This is a genomic window from Neptuniibacter caesariensis (genome assembly GCF_000153345.1).
Taxonomy (GTDB): Bacteria; Pseudomonadota; Gammaproteobacteria; order Pseudomonadales; family Balneatricaceae; genus Neptuniibacter; species Neptuniibacter caesariensis.
On record NZ_CH724127.1, the window covers coordinates 75464 to 94528 of the forward strand.

The 19065-nt window shown below is 45.3% G+C and carries 20 protein-coding genes and 1 pseudogene; 10 read left to right on the plus strand and 11 right to left on the minus strand.

What is annotated here, in order from left to right:
• Both MED92_RS19250 and MED92_RS14180 read right to left on the minus strand, forming a co-directional pair.
• Nucleotides 1–140 (minus strand): annotated as a pseudogene (locus MED92_RS19250) (inorganic diphosphatase); the annotation flags it as partial.
• 104 nt (nucleotides 141–244) lie between these two features.
• The gene (locus MED92_RS14180; RefSeq protein WP_007022256.1) at nucleotides 245–1246 is read right to left on the minus strand and encodes a class 1 fructose-bisphosphatase; all 1002 of its coding nucleotides are present in this window, start codon (nucleotides 1244–1246) and stop codon (nucleotides 245–247) included.
• Nucleotides 1247–1434: 188 nt separating this feature from the next.
• Between MED92_RS14180 and mpl the strand changes: the two genes are divergently transcribed.
• The 5 genes from mpl (at nucleotide 1435) to MED92_RS14205 (ending at nucleotide 5833) form a co-directional block, all read left to right on the plus strand.
• The gene (mpl, locus tag MED92_RS14185; protein ID WP_040663087.1) at nucleotides 1435–2802 is read left to right on the plus strand and encodes a UDP-N-acetylmuramate:L-alanyl-gamma-D-glutamyl-meso-diaminopimelate ligase; all 1368 of its coding nucleotides are present in this window, start codon (nucleotides 1435–1437) and stop codon (nucleotides 2800–2802) included.
• A gap of 34 nt (nucleotides 2803–2836) precedes the next feature.
• Nucleotides 2837–3451 carry a flavin prenyltransferase UbiX gene (locus tag MED92_RS14190; RefSeq protein ID WP_238321529.1) on the plus strand — a complete coding sequence of 205 codons (615 nt, stop codon included), beginning with the start codon at nucleotides 2837–2839 and terminating at the stop codon, nucleotides 3449–3451.
• 82 nt (nucleotides 3452–3533) lie between these two features.
• Complete coding sequence (gene tsaB, locus MED92_RS14195) at nucleotides 3534–4214, plus strand: tRNA (adenosine(37)-N6)-threonylcarbamoyltransferase complex dimerization subunit type 1 TsaB (protein ID WP_007022259.1); 681 nt, start codon at nucleotides 3534–3536, stop codon at nucleotides 4212–4214.
• Between the two features lie 41 nt (nucleotides 4215–4255).
• Nucleotides 4256–5017 carry an undecaprenyl-diphosphate phosphatase gene (locus tag MED92_RS14200; RefSeq protein WP_007022261.1) on the plus strand — a complete coding sequence of 254 codons (762 nt, stop codon included), beginning with the start codon at nucleotides 4256–4258 and terminating at the stop codon, nucleotides 5015–5017.
• Between the two features lie 9 nt (nucleotides 5018–5026).
• Nucleotides 5027–5833, plus strand: coding sequence for a class I SAM-dependent methyltransferase (locus MED92_RS14205; protein WP_007022262.1), 807 nt, complete (start codon nucleotides 5027–5029; stop codon nucleotides 5831–5833).
• On the opposite strand, the gene plsB is transcribed toward MED92_RS14205, so the two are convergent.
• Together plsB and MED92_RS14215 are read right to left on the minus strand one after the other, a co-directional pair.
• Nucleotides 5830–8139: a glycerol-3-phosphate 1-O-acyltransferase PlsB gene (gene plsB, locus MED92_RS14210; RefSeq protein WP_007022263.1), complete on the minus strand. Its 2310-nt coding sequence runs from the start codon at nucleotides 8137–8139 to the stop codon at nucleotides 5830–5832. The genes MED92_RS14205 and plsB overlap by 4 nt on opposite strands.
• A gap of 19 nt (nucleotides 8140–8158) precedes the next feature.
• Nucleotides 8159–8371, minus strand: a complete 213-nt coding sequence (locus tag MED92_RS14215) for a SlyX family protein (RefSeq protein ID WP_007022264.1) — start codon at nucleotides 8369–8371, stop codon at nucleotides 8159–8161.
• 436 nt (nucleotides 8372–8807) lie between these two features.
• Between MED92_RS14215 and MED92_RS19360 the strand changes: the two genes are divergently transcribed.
• Nucleotides 8808–9257 (plus strand): cold-shock protein, encoded by a 450-nt coding sequence (locus tag MED92_RS19360; protein WP_007022265.1) that lies wholly within the window; start codon nucleotides 8808–8810, stop codon nucleotides 9255–9257.
• A 33-nt stretch (nucleotides 9258–9290) separates the two neighbouring features.
• Here the strand turns inward: MED92_RS19360 and MED92_RS14225 are convergent, their stop codons facing one another.
• The gene (locus MED92_RS14225) at nucleotides 9291–9908 is read right to left on the minus strand and encodes a DsbA family protein (protein WP_007022266.1); all 618 of its coding nucleotides are present in this window, start codon (nucleotides 9906–9908) and stop codon (nucleotides 9291–9293) included.
• Nucleotides 9909–10237: 329 nt separating this feature from the next.
• Between MED92_RS14225 and MED92_RS14230 the strand changes: the two genes are divergently transcribed.
• The 3 genes from MED92_RS14230 (at nucleotide 10238) to MED92_RS14240 (ending at nucleotide 13927) form a co-directional block, all read left to right on the plus strand.
• Nucleotides 10238–11266 carry an NAD(P)H-dependent flavin oxidoreductase gene (locus MED92_RS14230; RefSeq protein ID WP_007022267.1) on the plus strand — a complete coding sequence of 343 codons (1029 nt, stop codon included), beginning with the start codon at nucleotides 10238–10240 and terminating at the stop codon, nucleotides 11264–11266.
• 115 nt (nucleotides 11267–11381) lie between these two features.
• On the plus strand, nucleotides 11382–11975 hold the full coding sequence (locus MED92_RS14235; protein ID WP_007022268.1) for a LemA family protein: 594 nt from the start codon (nucleotides 11382–11384) through the stop codon (nucleotides 11973–11975).
• Between the two features lie 20 nt (nucleotides 11976–11995).
• Nucleotides 11996–13927 (plus strand): M48 family metallopeptidase, encoded by a 1932-nt coding sequence (locus MED92_RS14240; protein ID WP_007022269.1) that lies wholly within the window; start codon nucleotides 11996–11998, stop codon nucleotides 13925–13927.
• Here MED92_RS14240 and MED92_RS14245 read toward each other — a convergent pair.
• The 6 genes from MED92_RS14245 to nosR all read right to left on the minus strand — a co-directional run bounded on the left by MED92_RS14245 (nucleotide 13924) and on the right by nosR (nucleotide 18324).
• Nucleotides 13924–14427: a hypothetical protein gene (locus MED92_RS14245; protein WP_007022270.1), complete on the minus strand. Its 504-nt coding sequence runs from the start codon at nucleotides 14425–14427 to the stop codon at nucleotides 13924–13926. The genes MED92_RS14240 and MED92_RS14245 overlap by 4 nt on opposite strands.
• Before the next feature lie 127 nt (nucleotides 14428–14554).
• Nucleotides 14555–14917, minus strand: coding sequence for a dihydroneopterin triphosphate 2'-epimerase (gene folX / locus MED92_RS14250; RefSeq protein ID WP_007022271.1), 363 nt, complete (start codon nucleotides 14915–14917; stop codon nucleotides 14555–14557).
• Nucleotides 14918–14975: 58 nt separating this feature from the next.
• Nucleotides 14976–15914, minus strand: coding sequence for a sensor histidine kinase (locus tag MED92_RS14255; protein WP_007022272.1), 939 nt, complete (start codon nucleotides 15912–15914; stop codon nucleotides 14976–14978).
• 1 nt (nucleotide 15915) lies between these two features.
• Nucleotides 15916–16452, minus strand: a complete 537-nt coding sequence (locus MED92_RS14260; protein WP_007022273.1) for a heme NO-binding domain-containing protein — start codon at nucleotides 16450–16452, stop codon at nucleotides 15916–15918.
• Between the two features lie 13 nt (nucleotides 16453–16465).
• Nucleotides 16466–16981, minus strand: coding sequence for a response regulator (locus MED92_RS14265; RefSeq protein WP_007022274.1), 516 nt, complete (start codon nucleotides 16979–16981; stop codon nucleotides 16466–16468).
• Nucleotides 16978–18324, minus strand: coding sequence for a response regulator c-di-GMP phosphodiesterase, NosR family (gene nosR, locus MED92_RS14270; protein WP_007022275.1), 1347 nt, complete (start codon nucleotides 18322–18324; stop codon nucleotides 16978–16980). Before nosR ends, MED92_RS14265 begins: the two co-directional genes overlap by 4 nt.
• 150 nt (nucleotides 18325–18474) lie before the next feature.
• Between nosR and MED92_RS14275 the strand changes: the two genes are divergently transcribed.
• Nucleotides 18475–19062: a response regulator gene (locus MED92_RS14275; RefSeq protein WP_007022276.1), complete on the plus strand. Its 588-nt coding sequence runs from the start codon at nucleotides 18475–18477 to the stop codon at nucleotides 19060–19062.
• Nucleotides 19063–19065 lie beyond the last annotated feature (3 nt).

The following is a 19065-nucleotide window of genomic DNA, read 5'->3' on the forward strand; positions in this document are numbered from 1 at the left end:
CCATGAAACGGTCAACAAAAATCGCGTCTTCGTCTTTCTCGATTTCGTATTTAACCGGAGAGCTCTCAGCCGGGATTTCAATGATCACGTACAGATCGTTTGGCAGGTCTTTAACCTGCAGGTACTTGTGCGAAGCCCATGATTGTCTTCCTGTAAGCAGTTTTTAAAAATATAAAAATCTAAAGTCTGGGGATTATGTCCCAGACTTGATCGGTAATGAATACTACTTAAAGCTGAAGTGTACTCAGATATTCAGTTTTGCTGCCTGACCATCACCTGACTCGGCATGGTAGGTTAAAAGTGCTTCAACTTCATTCTTTGAACCCAGGGCAACCGCGCTACGTTGGTGGATGCGCTGAGGCTCAAGATCCATAATGTTCTTGTAGCAGGTACTAGAGATGCCGCCCGCTTGCTCAATCAGCATGCTCATTGGGTTGCCTTCATACATCAAGCGAAGCTTGCCTGGCTTGCTTGGGTCTCGGCCATCCCATGGGTAAGTAAAGATGCCGCCACGCGTAAGTACACGATGAACTTCAGCTACCATTGATGCGATCCAGCGCATGTTGTAGTTCTTACCACGAGGGCCTTCTGAGCCCTGAAGCAGATCGCCTACATAGTTGCGCATCTCTTCTTCCCAGAAGCGATGGTTAGACATATTGATCGCAAACTCTTTGGTATCCGCTGGAATCTGAACCTGCTCTCGAGTCAGGATAAAGTCACCCGTGTGAGCCAGAGTGAAGAAGTTCACACCGTGCCCTGTTGTCAGAGCCAGTACAGAGGACTGGCCATAAAGAACATATCCAGCTGCAACTTGTTTACGACCGCACTGAAGGTAAGCTTCATCCTGGCTTGGGTCCATGCCTTCCGGGAGTTCAAGAATAGAGAAAATAGTGCCGACGGAAACATTGATATCAATGTTGGATGAGCCGTCCAGCGGGTCAAAAATTACCAGGTATTTCCCTTCAGGATTGCCACCTACAGGATGATCTTCCTCTTCAGATGCAAGGCCAGCAACCAGAGGGTTATCCAGTAGGAACTTCTTCAAAAGGTCGTTGGCGATGACATCCATTTTTTTCTGGGTTTCGCCCTGGACATTGGTGTTGTCAGTTGACCCTAAAACTCCAGCTAATTCGCCTTCACGAAGTTGGATTGCAACTTCTTTACAGGCAAGCATTAAAGTGCCAATTAAATCGACGAGTGTGTCTTCGGTATCCTGTTGTTTCAGGAACTGGCTCAGCAGAAGCATTCTAGTATTTTCTCTCTGATTAGAGTGGTTGGAATTTGGTCGTGAATTTTACGTGAAACTTATATGAAATGCATTGGTTAAAGTGCAAAAAACAGTCACTAAGTCGTATCGAGAATGGAAATGGTTAATTCCTCCTCAAGGCCTTATAAAAACTGGTAAGATGGTCGGATAAAGTAAGGAGTTTATTAGTGCATATTCATATATTAGGGATCTGCGGAACCTTCATGGGTTCCCTGGCTATTTTAGCTAAGCAATTGGGTCATAAAGTGACGGGTTCGGATAAGAATGTTTATCCCCCGATGAGTACGCAGTTAGAAGAGCAGGGGATCGAGTTGATTCAGGGTTATGGGCCTGAACAGTTTAATCCTGAGCCTGACTTAGTCGTGATCGGTAACGCTATGTCCCGAGGTAATCCTGCAGTTGAATATGTGCTGGACAAAGGTTTGAAATATACCTCAGGTCCTCAATGGCTCTCTGAATACCTGCTGCAAGATAAATGGGTACTTGCGGTCTCAGGGACACATGGCAAAACCACAACCTCGACTATGTTGGCCTGGATTCTGGAACATGCGGGGATGCAGCCAGGGTTTCTAATCGGAGGCGTGCCGCTGAATTTTGGTATATCAGCGCGGGTCGGTGAATCCCCTTTCTTTGTTATCGAGGCTGATGAGTATGACACGGCTTTCTTCGATAAACGTTCTAAGTTTGTGCACTATCATCCCCGAACGCTCGTAATGAATAACCTTGAATATGATCATGCAGATATTTTCCCGGATCTGGCTGCTATTCAAAGGCAATTTCATCATGTTGTGCGCATCGTTCCAGGCAATGGGCAGATTATTTTGCCTCAGGGGGAGAGTGCACTGGATGAGGTGCTGGAGATGGGGGCCTGGAGCCCGGTTGTGAGAACGTCATTGCAAAACGATGACTGTGAGTGGCAGGCTCGGCTTTTGAGCGAAGATGGTCGTTGCTTCGAAGTTCTGCATCAGGGGGCGGTGCAGGGTGTGGTTAATTGGTCAATGACCGGTAAGCACAGTGTAAATAATGGATTAATTGCCATCGCTGCGGCGCGCAATGTTGGAGTTCAACCGGTTCATGCCATCGAAGCCCTTAATGAGTTTGGTGGTGTTAAACGGCGAATGGAGCTGTTGGGGGAGGTCGATGGTATCAAGGTTTATGATGATTTTGCTCATCACCCAACCGCGATTGAAACCACGCTGGAAGGGATTAGGGCTCAGGTTGGTGAGGCCAAGGTTGTCGCGGTTATAGAACCGCGCTCTAATACCATGCGCCTGGGTACTCATCAGGGTATGCTCGCCGATTCTGTCAATCAGGCAGATCAGGTGTTCTGGTATCAACCACAAGGCTTGAACTGGTCATTGGATAAGGTTGTTGAGCAAGGTCAGGTACCGGCTGTCGTCTATTCTGATACAGAGGTACTTATATCGGATCTGGTTGATCAGATAACGCCGGGTGCCCATGTAGTGATAATGAGCAATGGTGGCTTCGAAGGTATTCACCATCGACTGCTTGATGCGCTTCGGGCAAAGCAATAATTATTTACATTGTTTCGACATAGAGATTGTAAGAATCGTGCAAGAAAGAATTAGTTTGGCGATAACGGGCGCTTCGGGCGCTCAGTACGGGCTGCGCTTATTGCAGTGTTTGCTGTCTGAAGGTGTTCAGGTTTTTGTCATGATATCTCGGGCTGCACAGATCGTTATTAATACTGAAACCGATCTGAAAATGCCGGGTACTCCATCTGAGCAAGAAGCCTATCTGGCTAAATTGTACGCTGCTGATGAAGGACAATTGAAAGTCTTTGGTAAAGAGCAGTGGATGGCTCCGGTAGCTTCTGGATCAGGTGCGCCTAGCAAAATGGTGGTATGTCCATGTAGTACAGGTTCGCTTTCAGCGATTGCAACAGGAGCAAGTAATAACCTGATAGAAAGGGCCGCGGATGTGGCACTTAAAGAGCGTAGACAGCTCATTCTGGTGCCCAGAGAAGCGCCTTATTCAGAGATTCACCTTGAGCATATGTTGAAGTTGACGCGTATGGGAGCGGTGGTGATTCCAGCTAGCCCCGGTTTTTATAATCGTCCGCAGTCGATTGAAGATATGATCGATTTTGTTGTGGCGCGTATTTTAAACCAGCTGGATATTAAGCAGACGCTTCTGCCATGTTGGGGTGATGATTTGTTATAGGTGCATTGCAAATGCCTGACAGGTAGAATTCGCACCCTGAAATAAGCCGAATGGCTTCAAGAATAGATAGTGACTTTGAATAATGACTAAAATCCTCGCGTTAGATACCTCCACCGATGCCTGTTCAGTAGCACTGTACCTGGATGGCGACATCCGCGAGGATTTTCGAATTATTCCCCGCCAGCATACCCAGCAGTTACTGCCGATGGTCGAGGCTATGTTAAACAAACATGGTGTAGCGGTTTCTGACTTGGATGCATTGGCGTTCGGTCGAGGGCCGGGTTCTTTTGCGGGAATTCGTATTGCCACGGGTGTAACCCAGGGGCTTGCCTATGCAGCCGACCTGCCTGTCATTCCTGTATCAACTCTGGAATCTCTGGCGCTTGCAGCTTATGAGAAAGAGGGAGCGGTTAAAGTCGTAGCTGCCTTAGATGCGCGCATGGATGAAATCTATGTGGCTAGTTATGTGATAGAGCAGGGTTGCCCACAAACCGTACTGACTGAACAAGTTTCAGCGCCATCTGATTTGCAACTTAGTGAAGGTGCTTACCTGGCAGTCGGCAGTGGTTGGCGCTATGTGGATTCTATGAGTGAAGACACGCAAGCGAAAATCAATGTAAGTGCTGAAACATATTATCCATCGGCGTCATGTATGCTGAAAATAGCTTTGCCTGAGTGGCAAAGCAAAACCGTAGCAGCCGCCGATGCGTTACCTGTTTATCTTAGAGATGAAGTAGCCTGGAAAAAAAAGGATCAACAATAAATGGAATTATTACAGGTCATTATTCTGGCCTTACTTCAGGATTGACAGAATTTCTACCTATCAGCAGTTCTGCGCATCTGATTCTGCCTTCGCAGCTATTTGGCTGGCCAGATCAGGGGCTGGCTTTTGATGTAGGTGTTCATGTTGGAACTCTGCTCGCTGTTGTTATCTACTTTCGCAACGATCTGTTACAGATGTTTATCGCTTGGCTTGGAAGTTTGTCAGGCAAGCATTCCTCAAACTCGCGTTTGGCTTGGTTTGTTATTGCAGCAACGGTACCGGCCCTAATAACCGGCTTATTACTGAATGAACTGATTGATAACCATCTACGTTCGATTTTAGTTATCGCGGGAACCACCCTCATATTCGGTGCTGTGTTGTGTTGGGCTGATCTGTTTCGTACAGAGTCCAGAACATTGGATACTATACGGTTAAAAGATGCACTTATGATTGGTGCTGCTCAAGCGGTTGCATTGGTGCCTGGCACCTCTCGTAGTGGTATCACTATTTCAACTGCATTGATGCTTGGTATGGATCGACATTCGGCAGCCAGGTTTTCTTTTCTCTTATCTGTCCCCGTCATATTGGGAGCCGGGCTGATAAAAACGCTGGATTTGATCGCCCTTGGCGATAGTGCTCCATGGGGTATGGTCGCATTGGGAACACTGATAGCGGGTGTTAGTGCGTTTAGCTGTATTCATTTCTTTCTTAAGTGGCTGGATCGTATTGGTATGCAGCCGTTTGTTGTCTATCGCTTAATTCTGGGTGTTTTCCTATTGGGACTCTGGTTCTCAACCCAATAATGGTTTTCTATGAGTAATACTGGTAATCCTGCTGTGAAAGATGCTGTGGTAATAAAAGCGATGGATGAATCCTCCATTGTTCCTGCGAGGGAACTTGCTAAGCGGCTCTCTTTGCCTTTCGCCGATGATTATCAGTGTGATGAGCCAGAATTGTGGCTTGAAGTTTCTGATGGCGGTGTTTGCCTGCAGCCTACCGGAAAAAAAGCGCCAGGCCCCACTTATGCGGATTTTGTTACAGGTTCGGTCGCTCATCGTCGCCAGTTTGGTGGTGGTAAAGGGCAGATGATTGCTAAGGCTGTGGGTATCAAGGGTGGGGTTACACCACAAATACTCGATGCTACTGCTGGTCTCGGTAAAGATGCCTTTGTTCTGGCAACGCTTGGCTGTGATGTCACTCTATTGGAGCGCTCGCCTATAGTTCACGCCTTGCTAGAAAATGGTTTGCAACGGGCTGAGCAATCTGAGGTGGCTGATATTATTGCCCGAATGCAACTGATCAATGCGAATAGTATCGAATGGATGCAGGAACAGGCTCAGCAGGGTGTACGCTATCAGGTGGTGTACCTGGATCCGATGTTTCCACATAACGATAAGAGTGCGCTCGTCAAAAAGGAGATGCGCACATTTCGTCCAGTGGTAGGCGATGATCTGGATGCCGATCTTTTGTTAGATTCGGCGTTATCCATAGCGGAAAACCGTGTTGTGGTTAAGCGGCCGCGTAAAGCGCCTTTTCTTGCGGATCGCAAACCGAGTCTGCAATTCGAAGGAAAGTCGAGCCGCTATGACATCTACCCATTAAAAAAATTACAAGGCTAGTGATGTAACTGCTTGTCCACTAAAGAAATCATGTGTGGGCGCAGAATCTGCGAAGCTTGTCTGAATAAGCTGTCGTGATCAAAGTTGCGCATCAGTCTATCGTCTTCTTTCTTCGCAAAGTTAAGCTCCAGCAGTTGTTTTGCAAATGCGCGCAGTATGCGTTCATCTTTGTAGTCAGGGGTGCTGTAGCCAAACTCTTTATGAATCCGTTCTGCAATACTCTGGCTGGTATGGATCAGATCGTCGCTGCTGATCTGCTCGTATCGTGCTAATACTTTGAGCACGATGTAATAGCGCAGAAGAATAGGTTCAATGGTTAGAATCAACGTATTAACAAGTGGGTTCGCGGTAATTTCCCAGCTCTGAGTTGAACTTTCTTCGAGCAAGTTCTGTTCTACAAGGATATTTCGAATATGGCGAAGATGATCTGTCAGTTCGTCCACTTTGTGCGGTAAAAAAAGCTCTGCTTGTATGAACGGGTAGAGGGATCTGATGATGCGATTAATAACCTGAGTTTTAGGGTTTTCCAGTCTGTGGGCAAGTAATAAATAAAGCCCGGAAAGGATGAGCAGATGATGGATATTATTTCGGTAGAAACTCATCTCCTGAGCCTGAGCCTGACTAAGCTCAACGAGGTTAAGATTGAGTGAAAGCTGGCCCATTTGCTGAGCATCATTGATCCATTCAGAAGCCTTGCTCTCAGGGAGTAGGCCTGTCTCAGGGTGTGTTTGTTTTATTAACTGATGCAGTCGGTTCGCTTTATCCGAAAGTTCAGCGACAGACTGCAGCGTGCTGCCACCCAGTAAACAGGTCGCAATCAAGCTGCTTGAGGGAACCGCAGAAGCCTGATTAATTTCGCTCATTACCTTGCTTGCAACTTGGTTTACATCATCCTGTAGCGGGAGTTCGGGGTGTAAGTGTTGCTCCAGTTTGATCGGTGTGCCAAAACTTAGATAAGTATCCCCGAACTTCTCTTTCAGAATCCGAAAGTTTGAGAAGAAATTGAGGAATGATTCTTTGGTTTTTTTACTACCGGCAAGTTCCTGTTGGTAGCTTTTGCTTTCCACCAAACGATCATAGCCTATCCAGATAGGGATCAGTGCTACGGGCTTTGGGCTTCCCTCTCTGGAGGACTCAATAGTCATTGAGAGTAAGCCTGTTTTAGCAGGCAGCAAACGTCCTGTGCGGCTTCTTCCCCCTTCAATAAAGTACTCGAGGGAGTGGCCTCGATGGCTCATCTGTTCCAGATAAATCTTGTATAAGCAGGCATATAAAGGATCACCATGAAACTTGCGGCGCATGAAAATGGCTCCGCCGCGCTTCAGAATGCTACCTATAACTGGAATGTTCAGGTTCTCTCCTGCAGCAACGTGAGGAATCATTAAGCCATGTCGATAGAGTGCCCACGAAAGAAGCAGGTAATCCATATGACTACGATGACAAGGCAGATAAATGAGATGGTGTGTCTTAGCGATCTCTTGGACGGTCTCAATATTATGGATACGCACTTTGCGGTATAAGCGATGCCATAGCCAGTTCAGTATTGGGTCAAGGATACGCGCAGTCGTTGGACTGAAGTTCGCAGCAATTTTATCCAGTGTCTTGATGCAGTGGCGTTCGATCTTATGCCGACTCGTGCCGTGCTCAGCTGCTTGCTGATCAATGGCGCTCTGAACTTCTGGATGGTTGAGTACTAAAGAAATCAGGGTTCTTCTGTGCGATAGATCCGGTCCGATGATGGATTTACGTACGATACTAAAGTGTGTACGAAGTACTCGGGCGGTTTTACGAGAGACTGCGTCGGTTGAATCTTCTTTGTCTATCAGTTGGCTCAACTGAAGCGGCTCATCAACTCTAAGTAGGGTTTGTCTGCCATTGACTAGTAGCTGGAAGAAACTACCTACAGGCCCGGCTTTATGCCAGGTTTCAGCGTAAAGAAGATTAAGTAATGACTTTTCTCTGTGAGGGAGGCGTCCATGAAAAATGGCAACCGGAATAATGAGTGTATTCAGTTCAGGATTGCTTTTTTGGGTATCGATGAGTTCGAGTAGGGTCTCCCTAAGTGGAGCCCGCCCTTCTGAATCGGCGAAAAGTACCTGCGCCTCATCAAGCTGGCGTTGTTGCTTGTTAAGGATGTTACGCAGCAATAGTTGATGGCTCAGCCGGTCTGTTTCCAGAACATAATAAACTTTGGTTCCCGGTTGGCGCTGCGGGAGTAGAAGTTGCGGATTGACCAACTGAGGTCGGGTAACCAGTTTAATAAATGCTTGCCCGAGGCTATGTACTATCCGCTGCGTTAAAGTCATTTTTATTCCTGTCGATCGCTTAGTAATGAGGCGGTGGAGGCTCGTCTTCTGGATTGCCTGGGCCCTGATCCAGGTTGATATTCTTAACTTGTTGATTGATGACTTTGATCATTCGGGTTAATCGCTCAATTTCGATCTCTTGCCGCGATACTATTTCATTTAACTTATCCAGCGTGTCCTCTTGAAAGGCAACACGTGATTCAAGTTCATCAATACGCTCTTGTTGATTCATTCATTTATTCCATACAGCGTCGGACTAAGGATTAGCATAGTTTATCAGAGCGGGATATTAAACGAACGTGCCGGTCATTACGATTTTGTTTGTTAAGTCCTTTGTTAATCAGCGTTTTTTGTGCGTTGCAGAGCGAAGCAGGAGGGGCGATTTTTTTAGTGGAACTGTTGAATTATTTAGGTCATGCGTGGGTTTCGAGGTATGATGGGAGGTTCCGCTGTATATGCAGAATATTCTCCTTTTCGCATCTGCATTACGGGCTTCATTGCTTTGCATATAGAGTGGAAAATCTGGAAATAGAGTGATGTTGAACAGTATTGGTTTTATAAGCTATTGAAAAAAATCATGAAATTCGATATATCTCTCTGCTTGGTAGGGTTTTTGTTTAGTCCTGCCATAACAAGTGCTTATAAATGTGATAAATGACAATAAATAAATGAGGGTTAATCAGTTGATTCGTAGTCTGATTGTGAGTGCTATCGCGGCTGTTTTAGTGCCTGTTCTGTTAAGTTCGGTAGCAAGTGTTGAGATTGAGTTATCTAATATCGTGGCGCTAGCCATTGTGTTTGTTGTAACTTTTGCTGCATCTTCTATTGCTGCAATGGGCGGAAGTTCTTCGGCTGATTCTTCAACAGTTTCTAATGGAACGGTTGAGGAGTACGTTGATGAAAATGACGATCGCGAACAGGGCACCGTGAAGTGGTTTAATGTGTCTAAAGGCTTTGGCTTTATTACCCGCGGTGAAGACGATGATGTATTTGTGCATTTTCGTAATATCCGAGGCCGTGGTCACCGTTCTCTGGCCGAAGGTCAGAAAGTACGCTTTTATGTACGTGAGAGTGATAAAGGTCTTCAGGCAGAAGATGTTTCTGTCGTTCGTGACTAATCACCTTCAGGCGAGGCACTCAGTTGCCTCGCCTTATTCCTTCCCGATAGCTTGATCTGCCCGCAATAAAATTTCTTCACTTGTGCAATAACCGTAGCTAATTGCCCGTATCTTCTCCTCATGCAATATGAACAGCGATGGGAACCCCTGTGCGCCAAGTTGCTGACTGTAAAACAGGTGCTTTTCTAGTTCTTGTTGAGTGGAATCGCTATTGAGCTGAGTTTCAAAGTCAGTTTTATCAAACCCAAGCCTTTCAGCTGCACAGGTTAGCGTTGAAATGTCAGAGGGATTTTGGGCGTCAAGGTAATATGCTTTTTGGATGTCCCGAGCCATATCTTCACTTGCGCCGTTTCTTAGAATTTCAGCACTGATAACTGCCCTGCATGCTGGGTAAGTACTTCTTCTGGGAGTGTTGTGAGCCCAAAAGTCATGGTTAAAGTCAGTCCCGGTTTTAGTTTCAATATGTTTCCAGATCGAAGAGATCTTGTCTTGCATTTCAGCAGGCATAGGCTGATCTGAATCGGGTGCTAAGCCACCCATAATGTATTGCCACGAATACTCTGGATAGCGAGACTTCAGTGCTTTAATGGCCGGTGTAAATGCCCAGCACCAACTACACATTGGGTCCATGACATATAGGAATGTGGCCATACTTAAATCTCCGCGGTTATTTGTACTTCGTAATGAGTATAAATTCTGCGAATAGTTCCCTGACAGCAAAGGATTTTTTAATTAATCGTACAAAAACCGACTTGGTTAACTGAGGATTTGATTCATGTGTAAAGAACATTCTGCGTGCTGAATGTGAATAGATGTTAGCCTGCCCCTCTTATTGTTCATTGCTTTGATGCTTATGTGTAGATTCCAGAAGTATCGATCAGAGAGAATCCACTGTTCTTAATAAATCATTAGTGATAGTAATCAGTTTTGCCTAAGCTTTTCTCTTCAAATGATCGATAGAGGGTATTGCTGTGAGTTTAATGGATAGGCTGGGCTTGGAACTGCCGATCATTCAGGCTCCGATGGCGGGTTCGCAAAACTTTGAGCTTGCTGAAGCTGTTTCAAAGGCAGGGGCTTTAGGTTCCATTCCTTGTGGTATGTTAAGTCCAGATCAGGCAGCAGCGGAATTAGAGCAATTTAGGCAAAAATCTGACAGTCCATATAACCTCAATTTCTTTTGTCACCAGATGCCTTCAGTAACGGAACAGGCATTGGCTGAGTGGCGTCAATGTTTAGCAGGTTTTTATGCCGAGTTAGCTATAGATCCCACCCCCAATAAATCGGCTTTAAGATTGCCATTCAGTCATGAGATGGCCGATCGTATTGAGCCCTATCGCCCGCCCGTTATGAGTTTTCACTTTGGACTGCCAGAGATGACATTGCTAAATCGTGTTAAAGCCTGGGGGAGTATCATTATTTCTTCTGCAACTACCCTCGAAGAGGCGCTATGGTTGGAAGCGCAGGGAGTGGATGCTGTGATTGCTCAAGGTGTCGAAGCGGGTGGGCACCGCGGTATGTTTGTGAGTGAAGATCTGGGCACGCAGACACCAACCTTTGAACTTCTTGAATGCTGTACGAAGCAACTCTCCGTTCCAGTCATAGCTGCGGGGGGAATTTCCAATGCGGCTGGAATAAAACGTGCGCTTGATATGGGGGCTGAGGCCGTTCAGCTGGGCACAATCTTTTTGCTCTGTGATGAGTCGAAAACCAGCGCAGTTCATCGTCAGGCGCTTAAAACGTCGCAATCCTCCACAGCGATGACTAATCTGTTTTCGGGTCGCCCAGCACGTGGTATCCGAAACCGTTTGATGCAATCTCTAGGTGATCTTAATCCAAAAGCGCCGGCGTTCCCCTACGCAACTCCGGACCTTGTCGCTTTGCGCCAGGCCGCTGAGAGCAAAGGCTTAGGTGATTTCTCACCCCTTTGGTCGGGAACTGATCGTAGCGGTTGTCAGGAAATATCAGCTATTGCGCTTCTTGATGATCTAGGTAAAGCGCTAGGTTATTAAAAGTGAGACAGCGACCTTATTAGTTTCGAGGGGCTGTTCCATCCTTTTTCTATCTGAACTATAGTCGGTTTAACCTGTGGTTTTACTGTATTCGTAACCGTCAAAGGAGCTAATGATGGACGTTGGATCGATTATCTTTCTGGTTGTCGTAGTAGGCGCTGTTTTTTATGTAGTCAGCATATACAACACCCTGGTCAAGTTGAAAAACCGCTATGAAAATGGTTTCTCGCAAATCGAGGTGCAGCTTAAACGTCGTTATGACCTTATCCCTAATCTGGTTGAGGTCGCTAAAGGTTACATGCAGCATGAAAAGGAAACGCTGGAGGCGGTCATTAGTGCACGTAATGAAGCTGCGGCTTTGCTGAAGGGCGCAGCGGCGACGGTGAGTGATGATGCTTTAAAGCAGTTGTCAGGCGCTGAAAATGCATTACAGAGCGCTTTGGGTAAGATGAATATCGTGATGGAGGACTATCCTGATCTGAAAGCAAATGAAAATATGATGCAGCTTTCAGAGGAGTTAACCACTACGGAAAATAGAGTCGCATTTTCCCGTCAGGCCTTTAATGATGCGGTCACTGAATACAACACTTACCGACAGACGTTCCCGCCAGTTTTCTTCGCAGGCATGTTTGGCCACCCGACTAATGCACGTTTGCTTGAGTTTGAAGATAGTGCTCAGATTCAGGCTGCGCCAAAAGTAGATTTCTGATTGCAGTAGGCGTCGCTTAGATGGATTTCTTCTCCCAGCAGGATAAGGCAAGGAAGAATACCGGATGGCTGGTGGTTCTATTTGTCGCAGCCGTTCTGAGTTTAATTTTTATCACCAACTTGCTTATTGGTCTTACCGTTTGGTTTATGACTAATGATGAGACTATGCAGCAAGGATTGAGCGTTATTGCTCAAACAGATCCTGATAGTATTTCCCGGTTATTTAGTTGGCATACGTTCGGGTTAATCAGCCTTGGAGTAGGGGGGGCGGTATTTTGTGCCATCACCTATAAATGGTTTCAGCTCTCTTCTGGGGGCAAAGCTGTTGCAGAAGCGTTGGGTGGGGTTCGCATCCAAACCAATACGGAAGATCCCGATCAGCGACAGGTCTTGAATGTAGTCGAGGAGATGGCCTTGGCATCGGGTATGCCTGTGCCGCCGGTTTACCTCTTAGAGCATGAGCCTGGTATCAATGCATTTGCTGCTGGTAACTCGCCTACCGATGCGGTTATCGGGGTGACCAAGGGATGCATTACTCATTTCAAAAGAGATGAGCTACAAGGGGTGGTCGCTCACGAATTCAGCCATATCTTAAACGGAGATATGCGTTTAAATTTACGCCTTATAGCGTTGCTCCATGGGATTGTATTTATAGGTTTGGTGGGTGAAATTCTGGCCAGAAGTGGCGGTAATCGTCGTTCGGATGGTCGGGTCGCGGCATTAGGCATAGCGTTGGTTGTGATTGGCTGGCTTGGAACATTCTTTGGCAATCTGATCAAAGCAGCTGTAAGCAGACAGAGAGAGTTCCTGGCAGATTCCAGTGCTGTTCAATTCACCCGTAACCCCGATGGTATTGGCAACGCGCTTAAACTTATTGGCGGATTTAGTGCTGGAACGGAGATTAACAATCAGCATCGAAGTGAAATCAGTCATATGTTTTTTGGCCAGGCAATCCATAAAATGAGTGGTTGGTATGCGACTCATCCGAGTATTGTTGATCGCATTTTGCGAATCGATTCGGATTGGGACGGGAATTACCTTCATCGTGGCAGTGAAACGCGCGGGCGGAAGCAACAGGAAGATGCCGAATCGATCGAACAAAACAAGAAAGATCGTTTTGCAGAGGTTGTTGTCACTGGAGCTGCTGTAAGTGCGGGGATCGATCTTCAGGGCGAGCCGCATTCCCTTGACGATATTCGGATTGAAATTGATTCAATACCTGAACATCTCTACACCCAGGCTAAAGATCCTTTAGGGGCGATAGCGATCTGTTTTGGTTTGTTAGTCAGTAAAAACGAGCAGTTAAGAGAGGCTCAGCTTGCGATCGTTTCTGAAAGTGGCGTTCGCGGTGCTGAATCTCTCGTGGGGAAATCTCTGCAAGAATTAGATGCTTTGCCTGAGCGGTTTCGATTGCCTCTTATCGAGTTGTTACTTCCTGCCTTAAAGAGCATGTCGAACAATCAGTATAAGGTTTTTAAAAGAACTTTGATGAAACTGATCAGAGCAGATAAACAGACCGATCTGTTTGAGTGGTGTTTGTTCCAGCTGGTACATCGCTATCTATCAGGGGAGTTTGAACCAGATAACAGTAGTCGCCTGAAATACAAAGAGATACCCCAGCTAAGTAATGAGTACCGAATTGTTTTATCTCTTCTGGCACATTACGGCCATACAGATAGTGACGAGAAAGAGCGTGCGTTTAATCGGGGCGCAGGTGCGGCGGGTTTATACAACCTCGAACTGTTACCTATAGAAGAGTGCGGTCTGCCGGAATTTATGCAGGCTGTAAATCAGATGGCAGCAGCCTACCCTTTGATTAAACCGCGGATGTTAAATGGGCTTAAAAAGTGTATTGAGCAAGATGATCAGATCACCGTTGTTGAGCGTGAAATGATCACCAGTATTGCTGCAGTTATGAACTGCCCTTTACCTATTCTCAAAGAAGATAGCTAACCTGCTTTTTTATGATTTAACTGTTCAAACCGGCTTTGCAGATGTTCAGTTGAATATTCTACATAACGCCTGCCAGGAATGAGGCGGCTGAGCTTTCTTCCTTCTGTATGTACATAAACCTGATCATGGCTGCGGTGAAAAACGATCACTTCACCGCAACGGTCCTCTTCAAAGTGCCCATCTGCAAAGGTTTTGTCGAGCTGAACAACGAGAGTATCTTCGCTGTGACTGCGCTCTATTACGGTGGCGGGAATACTATGGCCACTTTCCAGAATAGTTACCCCATCTCCCTGAAAGTAGTTAGCAAACTTATCTTCCGCCCTGCGTTCAAGTAATTCGTAGAGCACCTCTTCGATGATGCTCAGCACCACTTCATGTTCATCTAGTTGTCCAATAAGGTCTTTGCAGAACTGATGGCGGTCTTGGCTGTTCAGCCAGAGGAGGGCATTTTCGTCATTGACGACGCTACGAATAATACGCTGGAATTGGTTTATATCCATTACTACTCTCCCTGAGTTGTGTACATCCCTGATGGGCGGATATAAGGGAAGCCTAGAACGGATTCCCAGATTCTCAAGTTGAGATAATCAAAGAATGCATGATTAATTTTCATGCATTAGTAAGAAGCTAATCTTTCTTCCATTCAAGGGAAAGGGAAACTGAGTCAGCGAAACGCAGCGCGTGGGGTTTGTCGATGGTAACTTTTGCGTAAACCGTCCATGGATGAAGGGTACATATCTCCAGTACATCGGCTACCAGCTTTTCCAGCAAGAGGAACTTTCCCTCTTCAACATGCTTAATGACTTGTTTGGTAATGGTTTTGTAATTCAGTGCTTTATCAACATCATCTTCGGAGAAACCATGGCTGGCAGGGTACTGTATCTCAATATTTATAATGACATCCTGCTGCTTTTCTTTCTCTTCAGGGTTGAAGCCTATATAAGTTCTGAGGCGTAGATTTGTGATATTGATAATGGCGTTACTAAGCATAAGGGCTATCCATGAGATTATGTTTGAACGATTTTTACGTGTTTAAATCCTTAATGGATTAGTTTAGCGGCAGTTTTATAGTGAAGGTAGTCCCTTGACCTGGGGTGCTGTCAACATGAATGTCACCTTTGTGGTCTTGAATAATACTGTGCGCGATTGCCAGTCCCATCCCGGTGCCTTTTCCAACGGGTTTTGTGGTAAAGAAAGGAACAAATATATCGTTTAAAGTTTCTTGATTCATACCACAGCCATTATCGCTAATGGTGATTCGAATATACTGACTATCCGATTCACTTTTTAGCGTTATTGTCGGGTGAGTGACATCATGTGTGGCGTGTTTTGCATTGATTAACAGGTTGAGGATAACCTGATTGAGTTCATTAAGGTTGCACTCAATCTCAGGAAGAGGGCTCAACTCAAGATTAAGAGTGACACTATTTTTTAGTTCGCTATTAAGTAACTTCAGCGTTGTTTGAATGCCTGCATTCAGGTCGGATAATTCGCGATCACTCGACTGGGTGCGGGAGAAACTTCGTAAATTCTGAATAATATCCTTGACTCGGCTTAATCCGTCCATTGTATCCGTCATCAGCTCTGGCAGGTCTTCCTCTATATAATCCAGGTCCTCTACAGCAAAGAGCTTAGTCAGGCGTGTCTGATCTTCTTCAGGTAAATGCGGGGTGAGTTCTTTGATAAGAGCGATCAACGAAGAATATGCGCTTTGATATTGTAGCAATGACTCAACATTGCTTTTTACAAAGGCCAGCGGGTTATTAATCTCATGGGCAATGCCAGCCGAGAGTGTGCCTAAAGTAGCTAGCTTCTCATTATTCAGTATGATGGTTTGCTGTTTTTTTAATTGAGAATAGCTTTCTTCCAGGCGAACGTTTTTGCTGTATAGCTCTCGGGCTTTATCTTCAAGCAGCTGTTCAGCTTTTAGGCGAGCCTTGCGCTCACGTTCATAGGCCGATTTATAAGGATTATTGTCGTCTTCCATCTCATTCAAACCCGATAATCAAATCACAGTGTTCAGCCCTATTATGCATGCATACAGGGTGTTTGATGGTAATGCTTTCTTGGTAGTGCTTTGCAGCCCCGCGAATAAGTCCCTCAGCGAGTAAGCATAACTTACGTGGTGACGAGTAGCGCATCAATAGCTCTTTATCAGAGATCTCCAGGTAGCTAAAACTAGGAAGGTTTGGATTGTCGAAAAGTTTCTTAACTTCAATATGGATTACGCCATCGACACTCATCAGGAATGATCGAAGATCCGGTTCGGATTCAACAAACATAGGGTAGCGTTGTTGCAAGCGGTCAAAAAGAAACTCGCCAAAAGCTCCTACGAGTGTTTCTGTTGCAATACCTGTTTTGTCTGAAATGGCCTGTACCAGGCGGAATAGCTCGCTATCAGGGTAGCTTTCGCCGGCTGTATAGATGCCATCCATTACGAGTTGATCAAGAATTTCATTCCAGGCTTGCATGCCACACTGATCAATCACCATCTCTTCAAGAACATTAAAAATAACACCTTTCATTTTGTTGCTCCTTCTAATCTTCAGCTTCGATCCAGCCAAGAGGGTTTTTCTTGACCTTGGTGATGCTAGGGCAAGCCTGCTCGACCAATTTTTCATACCAAATGAGGTAATCTTCTCTGCTCATACGTTTGCTGTTGGTTTTCAGTAAGTGTTTTATGGTTTGGCGGTAATGATTGAGCCCCTTATCTATCTGATTAAGAAGCTGACAGTTATCCCAGGGTTTATGGATAAAGTAGTCAATTTTTGCCTGATTAATTGCTTCTGTCATGCCATATTCACCAGCTTGTCCGCTCAGCATGATTTTATAAGCGTAGGGTTGCAGCTTTTGAAATTCCAATAGAAATTCAACTCCGCTCATTTGCGGCATTCGATAATCAGTAATGACAATTGGGAAAAAGACATGTTTCGCATAATCAAGAGCAGTTGCAGGGTGCTTGAATGATATTACTTGCCAGTTGTTACGAATGAGCTGCCTCTGTAACGCGTTTAGTACCGAGGTTTCATCATCTAGAATTAATATCTTTTTCATGATTTTTTACCTTCTGAGAATACAAATAGCTCCAGAGGGGTGTGTTCGGTTTTCGCAAAATTAGCCAGCCTCTTTATTGATTCTTTTGTCAGTATATGGCCTTCAGGCAACAGTAATAGCGCCTTGCCATTGAACACATCGCGCGAGAGTTGCATACCTGCTTTTAATCGATTTATACCGAGAATTTGTTCATTCGACGAGATGGGTGTGTGCCCAAGTTCTTTGATGAGTTGAGGTAGAATCGCGATAAGCCGGGGGTCATATAGATGTCCCGCATGGCTGGTCAGATATTCAATGGCTCCATTGCTGCTCATTTTAGTTCGGTATAGGCGGCCTTCTATGGCGAAGATATAGTCGCGGGCAATAGAGAGAGCTTGCGCGCCCGTGGGAACCCCTTCTTTGTTGCGCGCTGATTCAGAAAACGGCACATATTGGTAGTGTATGTTGTCAGCAACACGCTTCAGTGAAGTTGCTGGTGATAGAGCGGCTCTGGTTTTTGATATGTATTCGAGGTAAATGCTTTTTTGCTCTGCTGATTGTTCATTTATAGGGCATTGAACAACTGACTCAGGGGCGCTAAGTAGGCCTAGTTGGGATAAAAGGCCTGATAGCTTCAGCTCTTTACAGGTGATCGATTGTTGATTGATATAAGGGTGAAACAGAGCGCATAGTTCGCTGATTTTAATGGCCTGTTCGCCGCTCAGGTGAGGGTGAAGACTGATGAGGTTATAAAAAGAGCGGATAGTCGAGTTGAGGTTGCTGCTGATAACGCGATTGGCCGTTTTTAGTCTATTCATGGCCCTAGTTACCTGCTGGGTTCTCAGTGCAACTTTGTTTTCAAGACTGTTATTTAAATCTTTCAGTTTAGTGTTTTGCTTTTCGATTTGTTTCTGGAGCAATTTGTTGGACTTTTCGAGGCGAATTCTTTCATCTACTGCTCTTACTGTATGAAGCAGTTCTTCATTATTCCAAGGCTTTTGAATGTATCGAGAAATCCGACCTCGGTTGACTGCAGCGATTGTTGATTCAATATCGGAATAGCCAGTAAGGAGTATTCTGTGGGAGTTCGGGTACTGCGTGGCTACCTGGCCCAGAAATTCTGCACCATTTATTTCTGGCATGCGCATATCACAAATCACAATATCAAAGTGATTCTTTCTTAAAAGCTCAAAACCTTGCTGGGCACTTAATGCTGTGCTCACTGCATAATGAGGCATTCTTAAAAGTCTCTGCAGTGATTTAAGGACGTTTTTTTCATCGTCTACACAAAGAATTTTAAGCTCCAGTGCTTGTGGATTCTCACCTTTATGACATTGTTCTGCTGGGATATTCATGGCTGTCATAATGGCTTCTCCATTTTAAAATTATAAGATTGAGTCTACATAAGATATTCAAATGTCGCAAATGTCATTTAAATTTTCGTGACAAAAAGGACATTTGTGTATATATTTTGATTCATAATGAATTTTTACTGTCTTATAAGGCCGTTACGAATGAAGACTTTTACAACAGGCGAAATAGCTAAATATTGTGATGTAAACCTCAGGACGGTCATACGTTGGATAGAGAAGGGTGAGCTGAAAGGTTTCAAGCTACCAGGAAGGGGCAATAACAGGGTAAAAGAGGAAGATTTTATTAACTTTCTTCGTCGTTACGATATCCCTTTTCCTGAAGAGCTAAAAACACATGCATCTAATAACAGTATCTTAATTGTGGATGATGAAGTGCAAGTGGCTAAGGCCATTAAGCGAGTTTTAAAAGGGGCCGGTTATTCGACTTTACTTGCCCATGATGGTTTCAAAGCCGGGAGCCATTTGATGAAAGAGCGTCCAGGCCTGATGACCCTGGATTTGAGTATGCCGGGATTGGATGGTTACGATGTGATTCGTTTTGTCCGCGAAGCACCTGTGGTTAGCCAAACTAAAATTCTGGTTATTTCTGCATTGGACAAGCCTGCATTGGAAAAGGCTATAGAGTGCGGTGCAGATGCTTACTTGCAGAAGCCATTTTCGAATTCTGAGCTTCTAAGTGCGGTTGAATTACTTCTTGATAGTCCGCAACAAAGTTCAATAGCGGGCTGAGTT